The following is a 16410-nucleotide window of genomic DNA, read 5'->3' on the forward strand; positions in this document are numbered from 1 at the left end:
GAAAAATATTATTCAGCGTCGCTATTATGTTTTTCTGCGGTCTCTTTAACCAGCGGCTGTAATTCGTTTTGTTGAAACATTTCAATAATAATGTCACAACCGCCTATCAGCTCCCCATCTACCCACAATTGCGGAAAGGTAGGCCAGTTAGCATATTTAGGTAGCTCTGCACGGATGTCAGGGTTTTGCAGTATATCAACATACGCAAACGGTTCACCACACGACATGAGCGCCTGCGATGCCTGAGCAGAAAAACCGCAGCTAGGAAGTTTTGGTGACCCTTTCATATACAACAGGATCGGATTTTCTTCGATTTGCTGTTTGATACGCTCTACAGTGGTTTGATTCTCGGTATTTTCCATCCAGTCCTCTCAATAGTTGAAAAACCGTTTTTTACGGTTCCTATTTCTCATCTCATAATTTTATCATATTAGTTAACGGCATGCCGAGCATAGTTTACTGAACCCTTCCCCGCCCCTTACCGAAGTGATCTTTCTAATTCCAAAGTACCTATGATAATCAGGGTAAAAATAAAGATTTCAATTCCCTAATGTTACACTTTGGTTAAAAATTTCAAATTTGTCATTGGGTTATGAAATAATATCCCAATATTATTATGACAACCTAGACCTTTGCTGACCTGAAATTGCGAACAGGCTTGCTATAAATCAGGCAGCAGCAAAAACTAAATACCAATAAGGAGACCCGTATGGCTTTTGAATTACCAGCATTACCCTATGAAAAAAATGCCTTAGAACCTCATATTTCTGCTGAGACTTTGGACTATCACTACGGTAAACACCATGCTACTTACGTGAGCAAATTAAACGGCTTGGTAGAAGGTACAGAAAACGAGAATAAAAGCCTTGAAGAGATAATTAAATCTTCCAGTGGTGGATTATTCAATAATGCTGCACAAGTATGGAACCATACCTTCTATTGGAACTGCCTAAGCCCAAATGGTGGCGGTGAACCTTCCGGCGAACTCGCCGATGCGATCAATGCCAAATGGGGTTCATTTGCAGATTTCCAGGCCGCGTTCAATGACAAAGCGGTTAACAACTTTGGTTCAAGCTGGACTTGGTTAGTTAAAAAATCTGACGGCTCGTTAGATATTGTTAATACCAGCAATGCTGAAACGCCAGTAAGTGACGACAGCATGACTGCCGTCATGACAGTTGATCTATGGGAACACGCCTACTACATTGATTATCGTAATGCGCGTCCGAAATACCTGGAAGGTTTTTGGGCATTAATCAACTGGGATTTTGCCAGCAAGAATTTTAGCAGCTAAGTTTTTTAGCCGCTCTTCTACAGCCCGTATCTATGCGGGCTGACAACTATTTTAGTCAGACAGAAGGTATATTTTTTATACATTTTGTGACTTTTCACGCCAAAGATATACTTAAAAATCTTTAAAATTTCACACACTTTTGCAAATACCTACTAAGCTGAAAATACGGGGGAACAGTTTTTTCCAGAGGTACGCATGGGTATTTTCGAACATTTCCAACAACGCTACGAAGAACGTAAACAAGAAGAATTTACGATCCAAGAATTTTTAGATATCTGCAAGGATGATCCAATGGCTTACGCCAACGCTGCTGAGCGTTTGTTAAAAGCAATAGGTGAGCCTGAGATGATTGACACGTCTAACGATCCCGGCCTTAGTCGCCTTTTTTCCAACCGCGTAATCGCTCGCTATCCAGCTTTCCACGAGTTTTATGGCATGGAGGACGCCATTGAGCAAATCGTCTCCTATTTACGCCACGCCGCGCAGGGCTTAGAGGAAAAAAAACAAATTCTGTATTTACTCGGGCCTGTCGGCGGCGGTAAATCATCGCTCGCTGAACGGCTTAAGGAATTAATGCAAAAAGTTCCTATTTATATGCTCAAGGGTTCGCCTGTAAATGACCACCCATTTTGTCTATTCGATGCAGATGAAGATGGGGCACTGCTCGAAAAAGAGTACGGTGTACCAAAACGTTATCTGAAAACCATAATGTCACCCTGGGTTCGAAAGCGATTACATGAGCTTAATGGTGATATCAGTCAGTTCAAGGTAGTTCGCGTTTATCCTTCGGTGTTGGATCAGGTGGGTATAGCGAAAACCGAACCTGGAGATGAGAATAACCAAGATATTTCCTCCTTAGTGGGAAAGGTCGATATTAGACGTTTAGAGCAATACGCGCAGAATGACCCTGATGCCTACAGTTATTCAGGCTCTCTTTGCAAATCTAATCAGGGGCTGATGGAATTTGTGGAAATGTTTAAAGCACCGATCAAAGTGCTACACCCCCTATTAACCGCTACCCAAGAAGGGAATTATAATCCCACTGAAGGGTTCTCGGCCCTCCCTTTCGATGGCCTAATTCTGGCCCATTCAAATGAGTCAGAATGGAAAACTTTCCGCAATAATAAAAACAATGAGGCGTTTTTAGATCGTGTTTATATTGTGAAGGTGCCCTACTGCTTGCGCGTCAGTGAAGAAATAAAAATTTATAGAAAATTGTTGGATAGCAGCGAATTATCGGGCGCGCCTTGTGCTCCTGATACGTTGCAATGTCTGGCTCAATTTACCGTTTTGTCACGACTCAAAGAGCCAGATAACTCCAGCGTGTATTCAAAAATGCGGGTCTATGACGGTGAAAGCCTCAAGGATACTGACCCAAAAGCTAAATCTTATCAGGAGTACAGAGATTACGCTGGCGTAGACGAAGGTATGGAAGGGTTGTCTACCCGGTTCGCATTCAAGATTTTATCGCGTGTATTTAACTTTGATCATCAAGAAGTTGCCGCTAACCCTGTACATCTGTTCTATGTGCTGGAAAGACAAATAGAGCGTGAACAATTCCCGCAGGATATTTCTGAACGCTACAAAGAGTTTCTCAAAGGCTACTTGATCCCCCGGTATGTGGAATTTATCGGCAAAGAAATTCAAACGGCATATTTGGAATCTTATTCTGAATACGGTCAAAACCTGTTCGATCGCTATGTGACCTACGCCGACTTCTGGATTCAGGACCAAGAATATCGCGATCCAGAAACGGGTCAGCTGTTTGACCGCGCATCGTTAAATGCTGAGTTAGAGAAAACAGAGAAGCCTGCAGGTATAAGTAACCCTAAAGATTTTCGAAATGAAATTGTGAACTTCGTCCTACGCGCCCGAGCCAACAACGCCGGTAAAAACCCTGCATGGACCAGTTACGAAAAGCTACGCACCGTTATTGAGAAAAAAATGTTTTCAAATACCGAGGATTTACTCCCGGTCATTTCATTTAATACTAAGGGTTCGACTGAAGATAAGAAGAAACACGACGATTTTGTAAACCGGATGATGGAGAAAGGCTACACCCAAAAACAAGTCAGGCTGCTCTGCGAATGGTATCTGCGAGTGCGTAAAGCCTCGTAGGGTTATGAGATATCCTCATGTGCACAAAAAGATTCTACGTAGGTCTTTTTGGCGCAGGGGTAGCAGTAAACCAATATAGTAAGTAGAGGCTTATGGCGCATTTTATTGACAGACGACTAAATAGCAAGGGTAAGAGCACGGTAAACCGCCAGCGCTTTCTTCGTCGTTACAAACAGCAAATCAAACGAGCAGTGTCGGATGCTGTTGGTAACCGTTCCGTTACCGATTTAGAGACCGGCGAAAAAATCAGTATTCCAGCCAGAGATATCACAGAGCCTGTTTTCCATACCGGGAAAGGCGGAAAGCGGTCCATTGTTCATCCGGGAAACGATCAATTTACTACCGGCGACAGAATCAACCGTCCTCCTTCTGGAGGGGCGCAAGGTGGCGGCAATGGAGAGGCCAGTGATTCAGGAGAAGGACAAGACGAATTTGTATTTTCTATTTCAAAAGATGAATATTTAGAATTACTGTTTGATGATCTTGCATTGCCCAATTTGAAGCGCACTAATTTTGATAAGGTCATCCAATATGAAACCTATCGTGCTGGCTATCAAACTGATGGCGTTCCAAGTAATCTGGATATAGTGCGATCGCTAAAAGGTTCTGTTGCCAGGCGAATTGCCTTGTCAGGCAGCGATCGTGCTAAATTACGCGAGCTGGAAGAAAAACTTCAGGCGCTAAAAGACGATAAGCACGAAAATACACTGGAAATTATGGAACTCGAAGAGGAGATTAAGCTTCTCAAAGCGAAGATTGCACGCATCCCTTTTATAGATACCTTTGATTTACGTTTTAAAAATTACGACCGTCGTCCCATTCCTACCAGCAAAGCTGTGATGTTTTGCCTGATGGATGTGTCTGGGTCGATGGATCAGGCTACTAAGGATATCGCCAAACGCTTCTATATTTTACTGTATTTGTTCTTAACCCGAACCTATGAAAATGTTGAAGTAGTCTACATCCGCCATCATACACAAGCCAAAGAAGTTGATGAGGAAGAGTTTTTCTACTCGCAGGAAACGGGCGGTACTATAGTATCAAGTGCGCTAAAATTAATGGATGAGATCATCAAAGAGCGCTATCAGAACACTGATTGGAATATCTATGCCGCTCAAGCATCCGACGGCGACAACTGGGCCGATGATTCACCGCACTGCACAGAGCTCTTACTCAAAAGTCTACTACCAGTAACACGATATTTTGCCTATATCGAAATTACCGATCGACAGCATCAAAGTTTGTGGCGCGAATACGAACATGTCGCCGCTATCGCGGATAACTTCGTTTGTCGCCACATTAAAGACGTCAGCGATATTTTTCCCGTTTTCCGTGAGCTTTTCAAAAAACGTACGGAACAACCTGATGCTGTGGGAGGCTTTTAGCATGCTACATGAGAGGAATACAGAAAAGATGTTGTCAGATGGACCTGACTGGACATTTGAATTACTTGAACGATACGAAGCAGAAATTGATCGCATCGCCAAAAATTTCAAACTAGACACCTATCCAAACCAGATAGAAGTCATTACAGCCGAACAAATGATGGACGCCTATGCGAGTATTGGCATGCCTATTAACTACGTGCACTGGTCCTATGGGAAAAAGTTTATTCAAACAGAGCAGAATTATCGACGCGGGTTCATGGGTCTGGCGTACGAAATCGTGATCAACTCCGATCCATGTATCGCTTATTTAATGGAAGAGAATACCATTACCATGCAGGCACTGGTAATGGCCCATGCGAGTTATGGCCACAATTCATTTTTTAAAGGGAACTACCTATTTGAAACTTGGACTGATGCCAGTTCAATTGTGGACTATCTGGTATTTGCAAAAAATTATATTGCTAAGTGCGAAGAAAAATACGGCTATGAAGAAGTAGAAAATATATTAGATTCATGTCACGCGTTAATGAATTATGGAGTAGACAGATATAAACGTCCTCAGAAACTATCCTTAGAAGAGGAAAAAAGCCGCCAGAAAGAGCGAGCTCGTTATTTGCAGACACAAGTCAACGAACTTTGGCGCACGTTGCCACGAGGGAAAGCAGGTAAAGCGCCGGAAAAAAGACGCTTTCCAGCAGAACCGCAAGAAAACTTATTGTACTTTATTGAGAAAAATGCGCCATTGCTGGAAAGCTGGCAAAGGGAAATAGTGAGAATTGTACGCAAAATTTCCCAGTATTTTTATCCCCAAAAACAAACTCAGGTGATGAACGAAGGGTGGGCATGTTTTTGGCACTATCACATCTTAAACCAACTTTACGACGAAGGATTAGTGACAGATCGTTTTATGATGGAGTTTTTGCATAGTCATACCAGCGTCGTGAAGCAACCGGAATATAATTCATCTTATTACTCGGGAATTAACCCATACGCGTTAGGGTTCAACATGTTCATGGATATAAAAAGGATGTGTCAGGAGCCTACAGAAGAAGATAAATACTATTTGCCCGACGTGGCCGGAAAAGACTGGTTAGACACAGTTCACTTTGCGATGAAAAATTTCAAAGATGAAAGTTTCATCAGCCAGTTTTTATCGCCTAAGCTTATTCGTGATTTTAAATTGTTTGCAGTAGATGATGATTCAGACAAGCCATACGTCAGTGTTAGTGCGATTCACGATGAAATGGGCTATCGCATCATCAAAGAAAAACTCTCGGCCCAATACAACCTAAGTAACCTTGAACCAAATATTCAAGTTTACAATGTCGATGTAAGAGGAGATCGCTCACTTACACTTCGCTATATTCCCCAACACGAGATCCCGTTGTCGGAGTCTAAAGATGAAGTGATGCGCCACTTGCACCGCCTATGGAAGTTCAATGTAAGCTTAGAGCAAGAAAATGCTGACGGTGAAGTAGAAGTCATTGCAGAATGTACACGGCCGCCATCTGCGGCGTAAAACAAAAATACCGTTATTCGTTGCAGACCAGAGCAAGATACGCGTCATTTTTCCCAAGATGCAAACGAGTTGCCCCCTCAGGGCACTGTTCGGAAATATCGAGCCAGGGTTGCCAGCGATCGGCTTCATCAACGTTTGTCATTCTCTGTGTCTCAGGCTTTCCTCGCTCTTCACCGTCACCATTTGTGGGCGCAAGCGACCATGAAAGAATAGTCGTCCCCTCCACCACCAATGCTTTTGCATCCTTCGTCCAAGCCATATACTGGTTATTACCGGGCATAGTGGCCAGTACAATTGAATGTTCTGCATCTTTGTCAAATGCCATTAAAGTCCACGGTTGTGATTTCGGCGCAGGATTTTTGGTGTAACTGAACATATCGGTACCTGGAATGGGCCACAGACTGGCCCCCACATGCTCGTCGATAACGTGTTGATGACCTGAAAGTGTCAAACTTTGCAGCGTATGAGGTTCTCCTAAGATAAATGCAAGTACAGTATCCTTTGAGGTCCATACATGATAACCCACCGGTTCTGCCTCGATTAATTTACCTACCAACTCTTTGTTTTGGGTATGCGCCCATAACCACTGCTTTCCGCCCTCATCTACTTTGATTACGGAAAAACCGTCACTCATCGGCAAAGGTGTGGGAGAGTATTCAGATGTTTTGCTTTGGGTTAGATTAGTATGTTGCTGCGGCAAAATGCGGTATTCAAATGAATCCATTTGCGCATTTTCGCCAGTACCCATTTCTTGCGTAAAGTATAATGATTGACCATCGGGTAAAAAGTGGGGCTGATTGGAATAGCCGTTATTGTCAGTGATTTTTCTGGCTTGCTCAATACGTGGCGTATCATCTTGGTAGCTTAGCGAAAACAACCATATGTTACTCGTGGAGGGCTGGGCATTCGCCAACCCACTTTGAATAAGTAGCCCTATAATTACTAACATATTTTTCATTACTTACACTTCCTAATCGCTGTATAGTTACCCTACTCTGCTTTTACAATTTATGCCATTTTTTGAACGAAAAAATACCGAATACGAAGGCACTTAGCAAAGCCATGATTGCCGAGAAGGTAAACGATTGATAGGCATTCACACCTTGCTGCCATATTTGCCCCGAAATATAATTACCTAACGCCCCACCGAACCCGAACGCCACACTGATATAAACTGCTTGTCCACGACTATGAAAGCGGGCAGGCAAATGATGATGAATAAAATGAACCGAGGCAGCATGAGTCAAACCAAAGCTAAATGCGTGTAACAATTGACTGAACATGACCACTGCGTCACTGTTACCCCACGCGCCCAATGCATACCAGCGAAGTGCGGTTAACACGCCACAAATAATAAGCAAACTTCTTACGCTATAGCGATTGAGCAAGTTTTTCGCGTAAATAAAAATAATAACTTCAGCAACCACTCCTAGTGCGATCAGCAACCCTGTTTGCTGTCCGCTATACCCCAAATCTCTTAGATAAAGCGTAAAAAAGCCATAATAAGTACCAAAACTTACTTGCAGCAAAGTCGCCGATAAAATGAAAACAACAAAGGCCGGATGTTTGATAATCTTCCAGAAATCGCCCGACTGTTCTTCTGCCGATTCTATTCTTGCTGGTTGAGCCAAAAAGAACGTACTAAACATAAGTGCGGTTAAGGTCAGCATGCTCGCATAAATGGGAATATCAGTTGTGAAATAATCCAGTGCCTTACCAACGGTGATTGTGAGCAAGATAAAACCAATACTGCCCCACAGGCGGACCGAACCATAGCTACTGCCTGCCGCTTTAACGGTTTGCATGGTAATAACTTCAAGTTGTGGTAACACCGCTGTCCAAAACATCATCATCATGCCGAACGAAAATGCGAGCCCCCAGAACGTATCTTGCCAAAATATCGTAGCAAATGAGATAACCGTGAGCACACAACCTAGCTGTAACACACGAAGCGTTTTTCCGGACTTATCGGAGATGTTGGCCCAAAGGGAAGGGCCGAGTATTCTAGCCAGAGTAATAATGGCAAAGAGTTCACCTATTTGAGCAGAAGAATAACCTCTCCCGTCAAGAAAGATACCAAGGTAAGGAACCAAAACGCCCAATTGTCCGAAGTAAAGCAAATAAGTCACGCAAAGGAGCACAAGATTAAGGGGCGAGACGCGCGGCTCGCCAGAAAGAGGTAAATTCACTATAAAAAGATCTTATGAAGTTGATTTATTACAGATATCAGGTGTAACGCTGTTTACCTGCGCATTCTGGGCTCGATGACGTAAACAGTGGTCCATTAACACCAACGCCAACATTGCTTCAGCAATTGGTACCGCGCGGATACCAACGCATGGATCATGACGTCCTTTAGTGACGATATCAATTTCTTCGCCTTGAAGGTTAATCGTTTTACCTGGTACTGAAATACTAGATGTGGGTTTTAGCGCTACGTCCACAATAACATCCTGTCCGCTTGAAATCCCCCCCAATACGCCACCTGAATGGTTTGAAGTAAAACCGTCTGGCGTTAAGGTATCGCGATGTTCACTCCCACGTTGCTCAACCACGTCGAAACCATCACCAATTGCCACACCTTTAACAGCGTTAATCCCCATCATTGCAGAGGCAATGTCAGCGTCCAATCGGTCAAAAACAGGCTCTCCCCATCCAGGTTTAACACCTGAGGCAATAACAGTGACTTTTGCGCCAATTGAATCGCCAGTTTTCTTTAAATCTCGCATGTAGGCATCTAGCTGTTCTAATTTAGCAGGTTCTGGACAGAAGAATGGATTCGATTCTTTAATTTCCGGTGCAACATTATCAATTTTGATCGGCCCGAGTTGCGAAAGGTAACCTGACACTTCAACGCCGAAATATTGCTTTAGAAACTTTTTGGCGATTGCGCCGGCGGCAACCCGTATTGCTGTTTCACGCGCTGATGAACGCCCCCCACCACGGTAATCTCGACCACCATATTTTTGTTGATAGGTATAATCTGCATGACCTGGACGAAAACGGTCGGCAATATTCGAATAATCCTGGCTGCGTTGATCGGTATTTTTAATCAATAAACCAATACTGGTCCCCGTGGTCTTACCTTCAAACACCCCAGAAAGAATTTGCACCTCATCCTCTTCTCTTCGGGCCGTGGTGTAGCGTGACGTACCCGGCTTCCTGCGATCTAAATCAACTTGTAAATCTGCTTCGGATAACTCCAGTCCCGGAGGGCACCCATCTACAACTCCACCAATAGCTATACCGTGACTTTCGCCAAATGTGGTAACGGTAAAAAGTTTCCCAAAGCTGTTTCCTGCCATTAATTTATTGTTCCTTTTGTTGCCAGTATGTGACGAGTGATTGTTTTGCTATCGCGAAAATTCCATGCCCGCCGTTTTCAAAAGAAAGCCACTCAACATTTAGTTCGGGGAAGCGCTGTGCCATATGCACTTCACTATTGCCGACTTCAATAAATAGCCAGCCATTGTCGCGCAAATATTCTGGCGCTTGTTTAAGCATGGTTTCAACCAAATCTAAGCCATCGTCTCCCGCAGCCAATGCCAATTCAGGTTCATGCTGGAATTCATCGGGTAAATCGCCCATATCTTCTGCGTCTACATAAGGAGGATTAGATACTATCAGATCGTAACGTTGACCTTGCAAATTGGTAAATAGATCAGAGTGAATAGGATACACTCGGTGAGATAGTTGATGCTCCTGAATATTGATGTCAGCCACTTCCAGTGCATCTGGACTGATGTCCACCGCATCTACGTGGGCGTCTTCAAATGCGTACGCCAAAGCAATGGCAATACAGCCACCACCTGTGCACATATCCAAAACAGATTGGGGAGAATCGGTCAGAAATGGCGCAAAGCGATTTTTGATAAGCTCAGCAAAGGGCGAGCGAGGAATTAATACTCGTTCATCCACATAAAAAGGCATACCGCAAAACCAGGCTTCGTTGGTAATGTAAGGCAGAGGCATTCTGGTTTGAACGCGTTTTAATACTAATTCAGCAATTTTCTCTTTTTCGCTACGCGTGAGCGAAGAATTGAAAACGTTTTGTTGGGTCTGTTCCAGTATTGAATAAGGTAAGTGCAATGCCTGCAGCACTAAACTGACGGCTTCATCCCAAGCATTATCAGTGCCATGGCCAAAATACAATTGCGCATCATTAAAGCGGCTACTGGCCCACCTTACCATATCCATCACGGTACTCAGGTCATTGATTGCTTCTTCTAAATAAAATTTATCGGTCATAGCGACTTAGGTACATGGATAATTGCAAAGCTGATATCATACCCAAAGTTAAACGCTACGCCCATGCTTAATTCATCTATGAAAGAACTTCGACAGCTTAAAAAACAACTGGCCAAGCAACGTTTGCAGGCAAACGAGACAGGAAAAAGCGTCGAACAGGATGATGAACTTTCTTTTCAGGAAATCGTGAAAGGCGTAAAGCCCCTTGTTCAGGACAAAATTGTCCCCAGCAAGAAGACAAAAAAGAAAACATTAGCCAGCAAATTACACAATCAGTCTGCTGATTTTTCTGACAGCAGTCGTCGCCAAATTGCAGCCATGTTTTGCTTTTCCGATATGTACCAGGCCCAGCTTCCTCATGAAGGGCCAATGCGATACTGCCGTTCAGATGTGTCTACTCATGTACTGAAGCAGCTTCGACGCGGAGACTTTCCACCTGAAATGGTTTTAGACTTACATGGACTCACTAAGGAAGCGGCTAAACAAGAGTTAGCGGCACTTATTTACACCGCTAGAAAAGAGCTAATCGACTGCGTAAGTGTAATGCATGGTAAAGGCTCAGGTATTTTAAAAAATGCATTGCCTCATTACCTTGTTCAGCATCCTCATATAAAAGCGTTTCATCAGGCCACAAAAGAATATGGCGGGCAATCTGCCATACTCGTGTTAATCGATATCGACACCCCCAAACGCTAATTTACCTGACATTTATCTGAACAAACAGTACAGTAGTTTGTTATTGACGCGACGATAAAAAGGGCGGGACAACTACCATGCGAGATACCCATGAGGTATTTAACCAACCTACAGCTTTGGAAGATTATAATGCCTATACAGCTGACAACGTTTTGCAGTATTGGGTGAGTCAATATGGTGGTAGCTGGGGGGATGAACATTTGAGCTCTTTCGGGCAACAGATAGGCAATGAGCTTTTATCTGCGGGCTTTCTAGCAAATAAATATCTTCCTGAATTTCAATCCCATGATAGGTTTGGTCATCGAATAGATGAAATCACTTACCACCCTTCCTATCACCAGCTTATGCGACACGCCATTAGTCAAGGCCATTGTAGCTTGCCGTGGACCGATCCCCAAGCAGGAGCCCATGTCGTCCGTGGAGCGATGGCTTTTCTCCATACCCACGCAGATCCAGGCTCTGGTTGCCCCCTGACTATGACGTTTGCCAGTATACCTGCCATTTCGGTTCAGCCGAACGTTGCTGAAAAGTGGTTGCCAAAAATTCTTTCCCGCCATTACGACGGTACTAATAAACCCTGGTCTGAGAAACAAGGCTTAACCATCGGTATGGCGATGACAGAGAAACAAGGCGGTTCGGATGTTCGCGCCAATACCACTAAAGCTACACCGCTAAACGAAGCTGGCAGCGGAGAAATGTATAGTTTAGTCGGGCACAAATGGTTTTGCTCGGCGCCTATGTGCGATGCGTTCTTAGTACTGGCACAGGCTGAAAAAGGACTGTCGTGTTTTTTAGTTCCCCGCTGGCGCGAGGACGGCAGTAAGAATCCCATACATATCCAGCGCCTAAAAAATAAAGTAGGAAATCAATCGAACGCTAGCTCTGAAATTGAATTTCTTGATGCCCATGGCTGGATGTTAGGTGAAGAAGGTAAAGGAATAACCACTATCATTCAAATGGTCGCTCTAACGCGTTACGACTGTATGTTAGGCTCTAGTGCATTGATGGCACAGGCTACCAAGGAAGCCATTTGGCATACGCGGGAGCGGAAGGTGTTCGGTAAATATCTTCATCAGCAACCTTTGATGTTAAACGTATTAGCTGATTTAGCGCTTGAAGCTGAAGCTGCAACAGCTATCGCTTTTCGGATATCGCACGCATTAGATAACATTAATACCCCCAGAGAGGCCGCCTTAATTCGCAGCGCTACCGCAATCGGAAAATACTGGATCTGCAAACGCGCTATTCAACACACCTATGAGGCGATGGAGTGTATTGGCGGCGTAGGGTTTGTAAATGAAAATGTTACCGCCAGGCTTTACCGAGAAGCTCCCGTTAATGCTATTTGGGAAGGTTCAGGGAATGTTCAATGTCTCGACCTGTTGCGTGTAGTAAACCGAGAACCAGAAGCATTCGACGCACTCATAAAAGAGTTAGAGCGTGGGCAGGGCCACTATGCATTATTCGATCAAAAGCTTATTAAACTCAAATCAGCTTTAACGGATACAGCTTCACTTGAGCTACAGGCGAGAAGACATATGGAATCCATTGCCCTATTGTGGCAAGCCGCTACGTTAATCTGTGATGGCGAACCTATGATTGCCGAAGCATTTGTGAAGTCAAGGTTAGGTGGAGGTGGGTTCCATCAATACGGTACGCTAGGTGCTGATATTGATTTAGCTGGAATTGTAGAGCGATTTATGCCGAAAGTTTAATTACGCATGAGATGCTTTACGAAATAAAATGTATCCACACAACGTATATTTTGAAATAGATAACCTTGCATTACTTGTTGCTCAAAATGAACTATTTCAAACGCGTAGTTAAAGGAAACAATCATGGCGATTGTTTCCTGGCTAGAAATATCACTTGAATGTTTACGCTAGGCTGGAAAATTCATTGGCTTGGTAAATGTCTATCTTCAGGTTTTTGCTATTCTTCCTGGTAAAGTTCACTACAAATTGCTTCGCAAACAAAAAAAGTATCAAAATAACTAAATTTTCACTAGACAATGCAATTCATACATCATAAACTGCGCGGGCTTTAGATATTAAAGCACTTTCTACTACTGCTCTGTTTTGCTCTATTTTCCTTTTTTAAGTTGATTTATAGATTGGTACAAGCGTAATTAGCTAAGTTCTATCTATAAGCTCCATTGGTGATTTTCACCGTATTTTATAAAGTTAAAAAAGGTTATTTACATGTCTAATTCAGTAAACGGTACAGTTAAGTGGTTCAACGAAGATAAAGGTTTTGGTTTTATCACTCCAGCAGACGGTAGCAAAGATGTTTTCGTTCACTTCCGTTCAATCGTATCTGATGGCTTCAAAACATTGAAAGAAGGCCAAGCAGTTAGCTTTGAAGTTGAACAAGGTCAAAAAGGCCCTCAAGCAGCGAACGTTGTTGTAAAATAAGCGCTGTTAAAAACGCATTTATGAAAGCCAGAATTTAATTCTGGCTTTTTTGTATCTACAATTCGTAAATTGCTTCTAACTTTAGTCACACCAAGAGAAAAAAACACTTCCGCCCTTTCCCTTTTTTTATATATTAATATGAACAATCTTCAGATTAGTTGTGTAAACAGCGGCTGCCGTAGTGCAGATAAAAGAACGTAAATTAATTCAAAAAAAGTTATTGAAAATAATTCTTATTTGCAATAAGGTGTTTATGCCTGTTCGATGTTAGGTATTTACGGTCTTGGCTTAACATCGTATGAGAGCAAGCATATGCTTGTTCTCTTTTTTTAACTTAACCGAAAAACAGTTTCCATAACCAACTGTCATCTAAATCGTCTTCACAGGTCTTCAATTGTGTAGCATAACGTAGAGAGCGGGCTTTAACCTTTCCGGCCACTTTTTTAAGCCAGGGTTTTCTGTTGTAGGATTTTCGACGATATCCCCCCCACCCTTCGTGGTAATTTAAGTATTGCGAATATGCATCCCATTTAGACACGCCATTTACTTTATTCGACTTGTAAATAAACCAGCCCATAAAATCGATAGCATCTTCAAATTCATCACGGTCGGCCCAACTATTGCCAGTTTCCCGAACGTAATCACTCCAAGTCGGGGTTTTTGCCTGGGAATAACCATAAGCAGAGCTGACTCTTCCCCATGGTATTAGGCCAAAGAAAATATAGTCTCGTGGAGGCAGGGCATCATGACGGAAAGAGCTTTCCTGATACATCATCGCCATAGGCACGTGTATTGGCACGCCCCATTTATCACGAACATCCGCTGCAGCATCATACCAGTCATCTTTTTCATAAAAGATTTCACAAATATTACTGCTGTTTTTTGGTGGCGCTGTGGCACATCCAGTTAACGCAACTGGTATGACCATCACAAAAAATAACGATTTTTTGCAAACTTCTTTGAACTTTTTAAACATCACGTGTCCAAATAAGTGTTCTAGTAAATGTGTGTGTTTCCCTGGAACCTTTTATATGCCTGACCCCCGTCAGGCATTTTTTTTGGCTGGCGGCTCACTGAAGTAATCACTAATAAAGGTGTCGAAGCTTTTTGTGTCATTCCCTTCGACCTCGGTTTGAGCTTGCAACGAGTCTGATGCCATTTTATGAAATACAGTTTCGTCGTCATATTTATACGAACAATCTCTAATTTTTGTGGAGTATTGTTCGGCTAGGTTCAATCCAAGTTCACCATTGTCTCTATTCTCAGCAAGCAGCTGGGCCATCATTTTACCTGATAATGTCATCCCAGGATCGATTATTTTGTCTCTTTCTAACTGAACGGAAGCTGAATAGTCGCTGCTTCCATAAGCACTATCTAACAATTCGGCTGTTTTCGCAAAATGCTCGAACAGCTCTATCGCCCAGTTCTGTAGAGTTATTTTTCCACCAGGACGAACTAACTCTATGCCAGGTTTGCGGCCATAAAGCACAGCAGTCTCGATATTGTCATTGGTTAGCTGAAGTTCCTCAGGCATTAATTTTTCACTGGGGATCAATAAGCACGTCAGTAAAAACACATCGAGAAAGTCAATTTGCGACTGAGATATTCCAACTTCGCTGAATGGGTTTACATCCAGCGCTCTGACTTCGATGTAGCTTACACCTCTACGAGCCAGCGCATCTGAGGGTTTTTCCATACTGCGCGTAGGTTGCTTAGGTCTTATCGGAGAATACAACTCGTTTTCAATTTGTAGCACGTTGTGACTAAGTTGCTGCCAGTTACCTCCCTCGCCCGCCGAGAATTGTTTAAACCGGCTAGATTCTGTGTACATTGCATTGCGTAACAATTTTACGTAATTATCAAGATGGTTATAACAAATCTGTAGTGAAGACTGTTCTGCATTGGTATAGCCCAGATCACTCATTCTAAGCGACGTAGCATAGGGTAAATATACCGTGCCTTTGCCAATTTTTTCAAAAGGTAAGTTTGGCGATTTTCCATTTAAAAACGAGCTACATAGCGCTGGGGAAGCGCCGAACAGGTAAGGTATAAGCCAACAAAAGCGTCGATAATTCCGGATCATGGCAAAATAATCGGCTGACACCTGATCAGTGGAATATGTTTGACCATGTAAAAGTGCCCATTGCTTCCAAAAGTGTTCTGGTAAAGAAAAGTTAAAATGCACACCTGATATCGCTTGCATCATACTACCGTAGCGATTTTTGAGCCCAAGTCGATATACCCGCTTCATCTTGCCTACATTCGAATCGCCATACCAGGCTAACGGGATTTCGTTTTGGTCCTCAACGAAGCAGGGCATGCTCAATGGCCATAACCTCTCACTACCCATGCTATCAAGGGTAAACTTATGTAAATCTTGTAGTTGGCCAATCGTTTTTCCACGCTCGCTTTCTGGAGGGGTAATAAACTCTAACAATGACTCTGAAAAATCTGTGGTTATTCGTTCATGCGTTAGGGCTGAACCTAGCCTCGCGGGATGGGGTGTAGTGGCTAATCTCCCGTTAGGATTAATTCGTAGGGTTTCTCTTTCCACACCACGTAGAATCCCGCGTAAACTTTGTAAAAAGTCACCTTTTGCCACTGCGCTGACGCGCGCATCGAAAGATATAGATGTAGAGGTCAATTCAAATTCCCATGGTTGCAGATGTTTGAAAAGTCAGTCGTCAGTGAATCAGCTATGCAAGTTGCATAAGATAATGTACCGTGTTCTGA

General features: G+C 43.1%; 14 protein-coding genes. 7 read left to right on the top strand and 7 right to left on the bottom strand.

What is annotated here, in order from left to right:
• Positions 1 to 8: 8 nt before the first annotated feature.
• On the bottom strand, positions 9 to 362 hold the full coding sequence (locus OPS28_RS15015; RefSeq protein WP_265610278.1) for a Grx4 family monothiol glutaredoxin: 354 nt from the start codon (positions 360 to 362) through the stop codon (positions 9 to 11).
• Positions 363 to 709: 347 nt separating this feature from the next.
• Between OPS28_RS15015 and OPS28_RS15020 the strand changes: the two genes are divergently transcribed.
• The 4 genes from OPS28_RS15020 to OPS28_RS15035 all read left to right on the top strand — a co-directional run bounded on the left by OPS28_RS15020 (position 710) and on the right by OPS28_RS15035 (position 6319).
• On the top strand, positions 710 to 1294 hold the full coding sequence (locus OPS28_RS15020; protein ID WP_265610279.1) for a Fe-Mn family superoxide dismutase: 585 nt from the start codon (positions 710 to 712) through the stop codon (positions 1292 to 1294).
• Between the two features lie 195 nt (positions 1295 to 1489).
• Positions 1490 to 3412, top strand: a complete 1923-nt coding sequence (locus OPS28_RS15025) for a PrkA family serine protein kinase (RefSeq protein ID WP_265610280.1) — start codon at positions 1490 to 1492, stop codon at positions 3410 to 3412.
• Between the two features lie 92 nt (positions 3413 to 3504).
• Complete coding sequence (locus OPS28_RS15030) at positions 3505 to 4797, top strand: YeaH/YhbH family protein (protein ID WP_265610281.1); 1293 nt, start codon at positions 3505 to 3507, stop codon at positions 4795 to 4797.
• The gene (locus OPS28_RS15035) at positions 4778 to 6319 is read left to right on the top strand and encodes a SpoVR family protein (RefSeq protein ID WP_265610282.1); all 1542 of its coding nucleotides are present in this window, start codon (positions 4778 to 4780) and stop codon (positions 6317 to 6319) included. The genes OPS28_RS15030 and OPS28_RS15035 overlap by 20 nt, the downstream gene beginning before the upstream one ends.
• Before the next feature lie 13 nt (positions 6320 to 6332).
• Here the strand turns inward: OPS28_RS15035 and OPS28_RS15040 are convergent, their stop codons facing one another.
• The 4 genes from OPS28_RS15040 to prmB all read right to left on the bottom strand — a co-directional run bounded on the left by OPS28_RS15040 (position 6333) and on the right by prmB (position 10567).
• Positions 6333 to 7277, bottom strand: a complete 945-nt coding sequence (locus OPS28_RS15040; RefSeq protein WP_265610283.1) for a hypothetical protein — start codon at positions 7275 to 7277, stop codon at positions 6333 to 6335.
• Between the two features lie 43 nt (positions 7278 to 7320).
• The gene (locus OPS28_RS15045; RefSeq protein WP_265610284.1) at positions 7321 to 8448 is read right to left on the bottom strand and encodes an MFS transporter; all 1128 of its coding nucleotides are present in this window, start codon (positions 8446 to 8448) and stop codon (positions 7321 to 7323) included.
• 72 nt (positions 8449 to 8520) lie between these two features.
• Positions 8521 to 9624 carry a chorismate synthase gene (gene aroC / locus OPS28_RS15050; protein WP_265610285.1) on the bottom strand — a complete coding sequence of 368 codons (1104 nt, stop codon included), beginning with the start codon at positions 9622 to 9624 and terminating at the stop codon, positions 8521 to 8523.
• Between the two features lie 4 nt (positions 9625 to 9628).
• The gene (prmB, locus tag OPS28_RS15055) at positions 9629 to 10567 is read right to left on the bottom strand and encodes a 50S ribosomal protein L3 N(5)-glutamine methyltransferase (protein ID WP_265610286.1); all 939 of its coding nucleotides are present in this window, start codon (positions 10565 to 10567) and stop codon (positions 9629 to 9631) included.
• Positions 10568 to 10645: 78 nt separating this feature from the next.
• On the opposite strand from prmB, the gene smrB reads away from it, so the two are divergent.
• From smrB to cspE, 3 genes are all read left to right on the top strand, one after another.
• Positions 10646 to 11263, top strand: a complete 618-nt coding sequence (gene smrB, locus OPS28_RS15060) for an endonuclease SmrB (protein ID WP_265610287.1) — start codon at positions 10646 to 10648, stop codon at positions 11261 to 11263.
• Positions 11264 to 11340: 77 nt separating this feature from the next.
• On the top strand, positions 11341 to 12978 hold the full coding sequence (locus OPS28_RS15065) for an acyl-CoA dehydrogenase family protein (protein WP_265610288.1): 1638 nt from the start codon (positions 11341 to 11343) through the stop codon (positions 12976 to 12978).
• 486 nt (positions 12979 to 13464) lie between these two features.
• The gene (gene cspE / locus OPS28_RS15070; RefSeq protein WP_265610289.1) at positions 13465 to 13677 is read left to right on the top strand and encodes a transcription antiterminator/RNA stability regulator CspE; all 213 of its coding nucleotides are present in this window, start codon (positions 13465 to 13467) and stop codon (positions 13675 to 13677) included.
• A gap of 334 nt (positions 13678 to 14011) precedes the next feature.
• Here cspE and OPS28_RS15075 read toward each other — a convergent pair whose 3' ends face one another.
• On the bottom strand, positions 14012 to 14653 hold the full coding sequence (locus tag OPS28_RS15075) for a transglycosylase SLT domain-containing protein (protein ID WP_265610290.1): 642 nt from the start codon (positions 14651 to 14653) through the stop codon (positions 14012 to 14014).
• Positions 14654 to 14722: 69 nt separating this feature from the next.
• The gene (gene gshA / locus OPS28_RS15080) at positions 14723 to 16321 is read right to left on the bottom strand and encodes a glutamate--cysteine ligase (protein ID WP_265610291.1); all 1599 of its coding nucleotides are present in this window, start codon (positions 16319 to 16321) and stop codon (positions 14723 to 14725) included.
• Positions 16322 to 16410: the final 89 nt, after the last annotated feature.

The sequence above is a fragment of the Alteromonas sp. ASW11-130 genome, assembly GCF_026183735.1.
In the GTDB taxonomy this organism is placed as follows: domain Bacteria; phylum Pseudomonadota; class Gammaproteobacteria; order Enterobacterales; family Alteromonadaceae; genus Alteromonas.

Coding starts and splice junctions, on each gene's coding strand:
- smrB (WP_265610287.1), top strand. CDS start 10,646: ATGAAAGAACTTCGACAGCTTAAAAAACAACTGGCCAAGCAACGTTTG.
- OPS28_RS15030 (WP_265610281.1), top strand. CDS start 3,505: ATGGCGCATTTTATTGACAGACGACTAAATAGCAAGGGTAAGAGCACG.
- OPS28_RS15040 (WP_265610283.1), bottom strand. CDS start 7,277: ATGAAAAATATGTTAGTAATTATAGGGCTACTTATTCAAAGTGGGTTG.
- OPS28_RS15075 (WP_265610290.1), bottom strand. CDS start 14,653: ATGTTTAAAAAGTTCAAAGAAGTTTGCAAAAAATCGTTATTTTTTGTG.
- OPS28_RS15065 (WP_265610288.1), top strand. CDS start 11,341: ATGCGAGATACCCATGAGGTATTTAACCAACCTACAGCTTTGGAAGAT.
- prmB (WP_265610286.1), bottom strand. CDS start 10,567: ATGACCGATAAATTTTATTTAGAAGAAGCAATCAATGACCTGAGTACC.
- cspE (WP_265610289.1), top strand. CDS start 13,465: ATGTCTAATTCAGTAAACGGTACAGTTAAGTGGTTCAACGAAGATAAA.
- OPS28_RS15020 (WP_265610279.1), top strand. CDS start 710: ATGGCTTTTGAATTACCAGCATTACCCTATGAAAAAAATGCCTTAGAA.
- aroC (WP_265610285.1), bottom strand. CDS start 9,624: ATGGCAGGAAACAGCTTTGGGAAACTTTTTACCGTTACCACATTTGGC.
- OPS28_RS15035 (WP_265610282.1), top strand. CDS start 4,778: ATGCTGTGGGAGGCTTTTAGCATGCTACATGAGAGGAATACAGAAAAG.
- OPS28_RS15015 (WP_265610278.1), bottom strand. CDS start 362: ATGGAAAATACCGAGAATCAAACCACTGTAGAGCGTATCAAACAGCAA.
- OPS28_RS15025 (WP_265610280.1), top strand. CDS start 1,490: ATGGGTATTTTCGAACATTTCCAACAACGCTACGAAGAACGTAAACAA.